Genomic DNA, 7,917 nt, shown 5'->3' with positions numbered 1-7,917 from the left:
GTGGAAGGCCGGCTCGGCGCTCCCGCCGCACCCACCGGCCGCGGCGACCAGCACGGCGGCCGCGAGGAGCGCGAGGGCGCGCCTCACCGGTCGGTCTTCACTGGTCGGTCTTCGCCCAGCAGATCGAGCGCCGGTTGCCGGCCTTCCACTCCGCCTTGCCGAACCACGTGTAGGCGTAGTTGTAGTCGGTGGGGTAGTTCAGCCAGGCGGCGACGCTGCTGGAGCAGAACTGCTTGGTCTTGGACTCCACCGCCTTCTCCCCCGGCCACGGGTCGCCGGCCTCGCCGACCTTGATCGTGGTGACCGCGCGCCAGCCGTGGGCCTGGTTGCAGGCGACCCGCGGGCTGTCGTTGACGTCGGAGCCGCGAGCGCAGGCCATCCACTGGTCGCCGGCCTTGCCGGTGAGGAGGCCCTGGGTGGTGGTCGGCAGGTCGAGGTAGTGCTGGCCGTGGTCGCCGCCCGCGAGCAGGTCGCAGCGGTACCAGCGCGCGCCCTCGTCCCAGGCGTCCTCCGAGGGGCGGAACCACACCCAGGTGAAGAGGGAGCGCATCAGGGTGGAGTCGCCGGCGTCGAGGTACTCCTCGAGCGCGCTCATGCAGGTGCCGTAGGCCCAGGTGTCGAGGTCGGGGTCGTCGTAGTCCGCCTTCGCGAAGTCGTCGGGCAGCTCGCCGGAGGCGAAGGTCGTGGAGTTGTGCGGCTCGCTGCACGCGACGTGCTCCCCGGCGTTGCTCGGCTCGGCCATCTCCACGCGGGTCAGGTTCCGGCAGATCCCCGTGGCCGGCGGCTTGGCCGAGTCCGCGTCGGCGTTGGTCCCGCTCGTGGTCGACCCGTCACCGCATGCGGCCAGCAGAAGCAGGCCCGCGAGCAGCCACGCGAAGGTCGGCACGATGCGGCGGACGCGGGACAACACGAGGGACAAGGATAGGGACATGCGGTTGCTCCTCCTCCATCACGTGCCGTCGCGCTCGCTCGCGGCGCTGGCCGACGCGGTCCTCGCCGGCGCGCGCGACGACGCCATCGGCGGGGTGGACGTCGCGGTCGCCGACCCGCTCGACGCGACGGCGGACGAGGTGCTCGCCGCCGACGGGTACGTGCTCGGGACGGCCGCGCACCTGGGCTACATGAGCGGCGCCCTCAAGCACCTCTTCGACCGGACGTTCCTGTCGATCGGCGGCGCCCTCGACGATCTCCCGGGCGGGAGCGCGCCGTCGACGGCGGGGCGCCCCTACGGCCTCTGGGTCCATGGCCGGTACGACGTCACCGGAGCCGTCCGGTCGGTGCAGTCGGTCGTCGGCGCGCTCGGCTGGCGGCAGGTCTCACCGGTGCTCGAGGCGGTCGGCGACGTGGGCGCGGACGAGCTGGCCTCGGCGTACGAGCTCGGGGCCACGCTCGCCGCGACCCTCATGGAGTGAGTCTCAGAAGCCGAGGCGGCGGAGCTGGCGGGGGTCGCGCTGCCAGTCCTTGGCAATCTTCACGTGCAGGTCGAGATAGACGGGCACGCCGAGCAGCTCGGCGATCTGGAGCCGGGCGCGCTTGCCGACGTCCTTGAGCCGGCTGCCCTTGTGCCCGATCACGATCCCCTTCTGCGAGTCGCGCTCGACGAAGAGGTTGGCGTGGACGTCCATCAGCGGCCTGTCCTCGTCGCGGCCCTCGCGCAGCCCCATCTCCTCGACCACCACGGCGATGGAGTGCGGCAGCTCGTCGCGTACGCCGTCCAGCGCCGCCTCGCGGATCAGCTCGGCGACCAGGATCTCGTCGGGCGCGTCGGTGAGGTCGCCCTCGGGATAGAGCGGCGGCCCCTCGGGGAGCAGCGGCAGGAGCACGTCGGCGAGCAGCCCGACCTGCCCGGCGGCACCATCGGAGGTGGCGGAGACGGGGACGATCTCGGCCCACTCGATGCCCAGGTCGGCGCCCAGCGCGGTGATGTCGAGCAGGTGCTCCGCGATCCGCTCGGGGCTCGCGAGGTCGGTCTTGGTCGCGACGGCGACCCGTGTGATGCCCTTCTTGAGCTTGGCGACGTTCTCGGCGATGCGCCGGTCTCCGGGCCCGATCCGCTCGTTGGCCGGGAAGCAGATCGCGACGACGTCGACCTCGGTCCAGGTCGCCTCGACGAGGTCGTTGAGCCGCTCGCCGAGGAGCGTGCGCGGGCGGTGGATGCCGGGGGTGTCGACGAGCACGAGCTGGCCGTCGGGCCGGTGCACGATGCCGCGCACGACGGTGCGGGTGGTCTGGGGCTTGTCGGAGGTGATCGCCACCTTGGCGCCGACGAGCGCGTTGGTGAGGGTCGACTTGCCGGCGTTGGGACGGCCGACGAAGGAGACGAAGCCGGACCTGAATTCTGGGGAGCTCATTGGTCGTAAGCCTCCCAGATCTGCGCGTCGCTCAGCCCACGGGCCTTGCCCTCGCGGTAGATCGGCCCGGGGTCGACGGCCCGCGGCTGCCGGCCGGCGCTGGAGCGCCAGTAGCCCATCACGTCGTAGGCGTGGCTGGGCAGGCCGCGGTCGCGCATCAGGTGCTTGCGGATCGCGCGCATCTGCGCCGACTCCCCCGCCATCCAGAAGTAGCCGTCGCCGTCGGGCCAGTCGATCCCCTCCACCAGCGCGGCGAGGTGCTCGCCGTGGCCGGGCACCCAGGTGACCTCGGCCGCCTCCCCGACCGTGTCCGCAGAGAGGTAGGCCGTGAGCTCGTCGGGCACCTCGGCCCAGACCCTCACCGGCAGCTCCGGATGTGTCTCGGCGATCCGTGCCATGGCGGGCAGTGCCGTGAGGTCGCCGACCAGCAGCAGCCACCGCGCCTCCGGCGGCAGCTCGAAGGAGCCCTTCGGGTCGGTGATGGTCACCGTCTGGCCGGTCACGTCGCCCTGCGCCCACTCGGTCACGAGTCCGACGTCATGCACCACGACATCGAGCGTGAGCTGCCCGCCGCCGTACGAGCGGACGGTGTAGTAGCGCGACTGGAACTGCCCCGGGACGATCAGCCCCACCCACTCGTCGGGCACCCCGGTCGAGGCGAACCCGGTCGCGGGGTCGACGTCGAGGACGAGCCGCACCAGGTGATCGGAGAGCCGCTCCCGGCGTACGACGGTGGCGGAGTGCTGCTGGGCCCGGACGCTCACCGGGTCAGGCTACTCACCTACCGGACCCCGGTCGGCGGCACTAGAGTCCGCGACATGGCCTACTTTGTGACCGGCGCCACAGGATTCATCGGCCGGCGGCTCGTCGCCGAGCTGCTCGATCACCGCGAGGGCACGGTCTACGTGCTGTGCCGCGGCGGCTCGCTCGGCCGGATGGAGCGGCTGATCGAGCAGTGGGGCGCGCGCGACCGGGTCGTGCCGGTGGTCGGCGATCTCGGCCGGCCCGGACTCGGCGTCGACGAGGGGTGGACCCGCGAGAACGCCGGCGCGATCGACCACTTCTTCCACCTTGCCGCGATCTACGACATCACCGCCGACGCCGCGACGAACGACGCGATGAACATCGAGGGCACCCGCAATGCGCTCGCCCTCGCCCGGGCCCTCGACGCCGGCTGCTTCCACCAGGTCTCCTCGGTCGCCGCCGCCGGGGACTACGAGGGCGTCTTCACCGAGGAGATGTTCGACGAGGGCCAGCCGCTCCCCTCGCCCTATCACCGGACGAAGTTCGAGTCCGAGCAGATCGTGCGCGAGGAGTCCGAGGTGCCGTGGCGGGTCTACCGCCCGGCGATCGTGGTCGGCGACTCCGACACCGGCGAGATGGACAAGGTCGACGGCCCCTACTACCTCTTCCCGATGATCAAGCGGCTGCGCGACGCGCTCCCCAAGTGGCTGCCGCTGATGGGCTACGACCTCGGGGACACGAACGTCGTTCCCGTCGACTACGTCGCCCGTGCGATGGACTACCTGGCGCACCTCCCGGGGCGCGACGGCGAGGCCTTCCACCTGGTCAACCCCGAGCCGCAGCCGGTCGTGGAGATGCTCAACCTGTTCTGCGAGGCGGCCGGCGCGCCGACCTTCGCGACCCCGATCGACCGCAGGGTGGTCGGCCCGCTGCGGCGCCTGCCCAAGGCGATCCGTCCCTCCGCCCTGATCAGCGGCGCGGTGCGCTCCACGCCGGTGCAGCTGGCGCTGGGGCAGACGGTGGGGCGTGCCGCCGGCATCCCGCCGGAGGTGCTCGCGCACGTCAACTTCACCGCCGTCTACGACAGCGGGATCACCCAGGACGCGCTGGCCGGCTCCGGCATCGAGGTGCCTCCGCTGGACACCTACCACCGGCCCCTGTGGACCTACTGGGAGGACAACCTCGACACCTCGCTCGTGCGGGAGAAGAAGATCCGCAAGGCGCTCGAGGACCGGTACGTCGTCATCACCGGTGCCTCCTCGGGCATCGGCCAGGTCACGGCGCTCAAGGTCGCCCAGGCGGGCGGCATCCCGGTCCTGGTGGCGCGCGGCCGGGAGAAGCTCGAGGCGCTGCGGCTGACGATCGAGCTGCGTGGCGGCACCGCGCACGTCTTCCCGTGCGACCTGTCGGACCTCGACGCGATCGACGGGCTGGCCAAGCGGCTCGAGGACGAGCTGCCGCAGGTCGACTTCCTGGTCAACAACGCCGGCCGCTCGATCCGGCGCTCGATCAAGCTCTCCGGCGACCGCTTCCACGACTTCGAGCGGACGATGCAGCTCAACTACTTCGGGGCGATCCGGCTCGTCATGGGGCTGCTGCCGGGCATGCGGGAGCGCAAGGCCGGCCACATCGTCAACATCAGCTCGATCGGCGTGCTCACCAATCCCCCGCGGTTCTCCGCCTACGTCGCCTCCAAGGCCGCCCTGGACGCCTGGAGCAACGTGGTCTCCTCGGAGCTGTTCAGCGACGGGATCAGCTTCACCTCGATCCACATGCCACTGGTGCGGACGCCGATGATCGCGCCGACGAAGATGTACCAGAAGTTCCCCACCATCTCGCCGGCCCAGGCCGCCGACATCGTGGTGCGAGCCCTGGTGGAGAAGCCGCACGAGGTCAACACGCTGTCGGGCACCGTGGGCGCGCTCGCACACACGCTGACCCCGAAGACCGCCTTCCGCGTCCTGAACGTGGCCTACCACGCCTTCCCGGACTCGGCCGCCGCCCGCGGCGCGGACGGCCCCGGTGACGCCGCCGAGGAGAAGAGGATGTCGCAGCAGCAGATGCTCAAGAGCCTGCTCAAGGGCGTCCACTGGTAGCGGCCGCCGCCCGGCACCGCCCGGACCGCACCCTCAGACGCCGAAGGTGTGCCGCATCGGGTAGTCGGTGAAGCCGGCGTTCGGCGTACCGTTCTTCGGGGTCTTGGTGGCCAGCACGTGGTGGAGCTGGATCTCGTTGGTCTCGAAGCCGACCCGCGAGCCGGCCATGTAGAGACCCCACACCTTCGCCGTGCCGAGGTCGGTCTCGGCGACGCACGCGTCCCAGTTGTCAACGAGGTTCTCGTTCCAGGCGGCCAGCGTCTTGGCGTAGTGCCGGCGGAAGTTCTCGTGGTGCTGGACCTCGAAGCCGGCGTCCTCGGCGGCCACGACGATCGTGCCGGAGCCGGCGAGCTCGCCGTCGGGGAAGACGTAGCGGTCGATGAACGCCCCGGCGGTCGCCTTGCCCGCGTTGTCGTTGCGGGTGATGCAGTGGTTGAGCAGCGGCGCGCCCTCCTTCAACTTCGAGTGGAGGAAGGAGAAGTACGCCGGGTAGTTGCCCACCCCGATGTGCTCGGTCATCCCGATCGAGCTGATCGCGTCGAAGTCGGTCTCGACCACGTCGCGGTAGTCGGAGAAGCGCACCTCGGCGAGATCGTCGAGACCGTCGCGCTTGATCGCCTCGGCGGCCCAGTTGGCCTGCTCGCGCGACAGCGTCACGCCGAGGGCCGAGACGCCGTAGTGCTTCGCGGCGTGGCGGACCATGCCGCCCCAGCCGCAGCCCACGTCGAGCAGCCGCATCCCGGGCTCGAGTCCGAGCTTGCGACAGATCAGGTCGAACTTCTCGGCCTGCGCCTCCTCGAGCGTGGCGTCGTCGCTCGGGTAGACGGCGCAGGTGTAGGCCATCGACGGGCCGAGGACGTGCTCGTAGAACGTGTTCGAGACGTCGTAGTGGTGATGGATGGCCTCGGCGTCGCGCTCGGCGGTGTGGCGCCTGAACGCGTTGACGCCCGCCGTGCGCACGCCCTCGAGAGCGGTGCGCCACACGGGCAGGTGCTCGTGCGGCGGGGGCTTGGGCGGCACGAAGCTGCCCACGCCGAGCTCGCGCACGATCCTGGCCAGGTCGGTGACGCTCGGCCGGGCGAAGTCGGTCGAGCCGACGATGAGCCGCAGCAGCGGGTAGGGGTCGCCGGGGTGGGTGCCCTCGAGCTCGAGGTCGCCGCTGACGTACGCCCGGGCGAGGCCGAGATCGCCCGGCGCGGTGAGGATGTACTGCAGGCCGCGCTGGTTGAGGATCCTCAGGCCGTACGGCGAGTCGAGGTCGCCCGCGACGGAGCCGTCGTACGCCGACAGCCGGACGGGCAGGCCGCCGCTGAAGAACCCGTTGATCGTGCTCGAGATGCTCATCGACGCCTCACTGTCTTGTCGTAGAGGCTGGTCAGCCTGCTGTCGGGGTCGTGGATCGCCTTGACGGCGTCCAGGTTGGGAGTGTTGTAGAGGCCGGCGAAGGTCTCCTCGTCGTAGAAGGCCTCGGAGTAGAGGCTCTTGTGCCCGCCGAGCTCGTGGACGCGGGCCTCGATGGCGCGGTTGACCGGCGCGCTCTCCGCACCGGGGCCGACATGGACCGTGCCCCAGAAGCCGGCGTTGACGTAGACCTCGCCGGGCGCGAGCGGGTAGGAGCGCCAGGGCCGCTGGGCGACCAGCGGGCAGAGCCAGACCGGGCGCATCCCGACGTGCTCGTCGAACCAGTCGAGAAAGGCGGGCAGGTTGCCGACCGGCACCTCGATGTCCTGCACCACGCGCTCCCGGCGCGGCCGGCCGGCGCGGTCGTCGAGCCGGTCGGCGATGCCGAACCGACGGTCGAGGCCGAGGAGCCTCATGTAGACGTCGCTGCGGCGCCAGCGCTTGGGCCAGAGGCGGCGGATCCTCGAGTTCTGCGCGCCGAACGCGCCCGAGCACCAGAACCAGTCGGTGTCCCAGCGCCAGAGGTAGTCGTGGATGGTCAGGAGATCCGTCTCCCGCTCCTGGATGGAGCGGTAGAAGATCCGCTGGCCGCCGACGTAGTCCGACGGGGTCCGGCCCTCGGCGGTGTCGGTGAACCGGGCCAGGGTGAGGTAGTACTCCCCCGGCGCGAAGGCGACGCCGTCGAGTCCGTGCACCTCCTGGCCGTCGTACTCCCGCGACTCGGTGATCGCGGTGATGGTCTTGGCGAGCAGCTCGGCGTCGTCGAAGCGGACGTGGCGCAGCGCGACGAGGGGCGGCACCTTCTCGAGCCTAATCTTGAGGCGGGTGGCGTAGCCGAGCGAGCCGTAGGAGTTGGGGAAGGTCTCGAAGAGGTCGGCGTGCACACCTTCAGACGACGCAGTGCCCGGGGTGGCGGTGACGACCTCGCCGGCACCGGTGAAGACGTCCATCTCCAGCACGGACTCGTGCGGCAGGCCGTTGCGGAAGCTGGTCGACTCGATGCCCAGGCCGGTCACCGCGCCACCGAGGGTGATGGTGCGCAGCTGCGGGACGACGTACGGGATGAGGCCGTGGGCGAGAGTCGCGTCGACGAGGTCCTCGTAGGTGCACATGCCCTGCACGTCGGCCGTCCGCGCGACCGGGTCCACCTCGATCACGCCGTCCAGGCCGCTGACGTCGAGCCCGGGCGCATCGGTGGCCGAGCGCACCCGGAAGAGGTTGGTGGTCTTCTTCGCCAGCCGCACCGGCGACCCGGCCGGGATCGCGTCGTACGACGCCTTCAGCCGCTCCACCGCCGCCTCATGGTCCTGCCACCTGCTCACAGG

7 protein-coding genes are annotated in these 7,917 nt (G+C 71.0%); 2 read left to right on the top strand and 5 right to left on the bottom strand.

What is annotated here, in order from left to right; all coding sequences use genetic code 11:
• Positions 1-97 precede the first annotated feature (97 nt).
• Positions 98-931: a septum formation family protein gene (locus QM572_RS10570; protein WP_415092829.1), complete on the bottom strand. Its 834-nt coding sequence runs from the start codon at positions 929-931 to the stop codon at positions 98-100.
• On the opposite strand from QM572_RS10570, the gene QM572_RS10565 reads away from it, so the two are divergent.
• Positions 930-1,412, top strand: coding sequence for a flavodoxin family protein (locus QM572_RS10565; RefSeq protein ID WP_415092827.1), 483 nt, complete (start codon positions 930-932; stop codon positions 1,410-1,412). The two genes, QM572_RS10570 and QM572_RS10565, sit on opposite strands and share 2 nt — an antisense overlap.
• Before the next feature lie 3 nt (positions 1,413-1,415).
• Here QM572_RS10565 and era read toward each other — a convergent pair whose 3' ends face one another.
• Positions 1,416-2,351 carry a GTPase Era gene (gene era / locus QM572_RS10560; protein WP_415092825.1) on the bottom strand — a complete coding sequence of 312 codons (936 nt, stop codon included), beginning with the start codon at positions 2,349-2,351 and terminating at the stop codon, positions 1,416-1,418.
• Positions 2,348-3,115: a siderophore-interacting protein gene (locus QM572_RS10555; RefSeq protein ID WP_415092823.1), complete on the bottom strand. Its 768-nt coding sequence runs from the start codon at positions 3,113-3,115 to the stop codon at positions 2,348-2,350. The genes era and QM572_RS10555 overlap by 4 nt, the downstream gene beginning before the upstream one ends.
• 54 nt (positions 3,116-3,169) lie before the next feature.
• On the opposite strand from QM572_RS10555, the gene QM572_RS10550 reads away from it, so the two are divergent.
• Positions 3,170-5,191, top strand: a complete 2,022-nt coding sequence (locus tag QM572_RS10550) for an SDR family oxidoreductase (protein ID WP_415092822.1) — start codon at positions 3,170-3,172, stop codon at positions 5,189-5,191.
• A 33-nt stretch (positions 5,192-5,224) separates the two neighbouring features.
• Here the strand turns inward: QM572_RS10550 and QM572_RS10545 are convergent, their stop codons facing one another.
• Both QM572_RS10545 and QM572_RS10540 read right to left on the bottom strand, forming a co-directional pair.
• A complete protein-coding gene (locus QM572_RS10545; protein ID WP_415092820.1) occupies positions 5,225-6,535 on the bottom strand; it encodes a class I SAM-dependent methyltransferase in 1,311 nt (436 codons plus the stop codon).
• Positions 6,532-7,914, bottom strand: a complete 1,383-nt coding sequence (locus tag QM572_RS10540; protein ID WP_415092818.1) for an FAD-binding oxidoreductase — start codon at positions 7,912-7,914, stop codon at positions 6,532-6,534. Before QM572_RS10540 ends, QM572_RS10545 begins: the two co-directional genes overlap by 4 nt.
• Between the last annotated feature and the right edge of the window lie 3 nt (positions 7,915-7,917).

Origin of the sequence: Nocardioides sp. (assembly GCF_047607365.1) — a bacterium.
Classification (GTDB): Bacteria; Actinomycetota; Actinomycetes; order Propionibacteriales; family Nocardioidaceae; genus Nocardioides.
Note: the sequence above shows the minus strand (reverse complement) of the source record. Positions and strands in the feature narration are given on the sequence as shown.

Bases quoted from the DNA above. Each gene is read 5' to 3' on its own strand.
- QM572_RS10570 (WP_415092829.1), bottom strand. From the start codon at position 931: ATGTCCCTATCCTTGTCCCTCGTGTTGTCCCGCGTCCGCCGCATCGTG.
- era (WP_415092825.1), bottom strand. From the start codon at position 2,351: ATGAGCTCCCCAGAATTCAGGTCCGGCTTCGTCTCCTTCGTCGGCCGT.
- QM572_RS10565 (WP_415092827.1), top strand. From the start codon at position 930: ATGCGGTTGCTCCTCCTCCATCACGTGCCGTCGCGCTCGCTCGCGGCG.
- QM572_RS10545 (WP_415092820.1), bottom strand. From the start codon at position 6,535: ATGAGCATCTCGAGCACGATCAACGGGTTCTTCAGCGGCGGCCTGCCC.
- QM572_RS10550 (WP_415092822.1), top strand. From the start codon at position 3,170: ATGGCCTACTTTGTGACCGGCGCCACAGGATTCATCGGCCGGCGGCTC.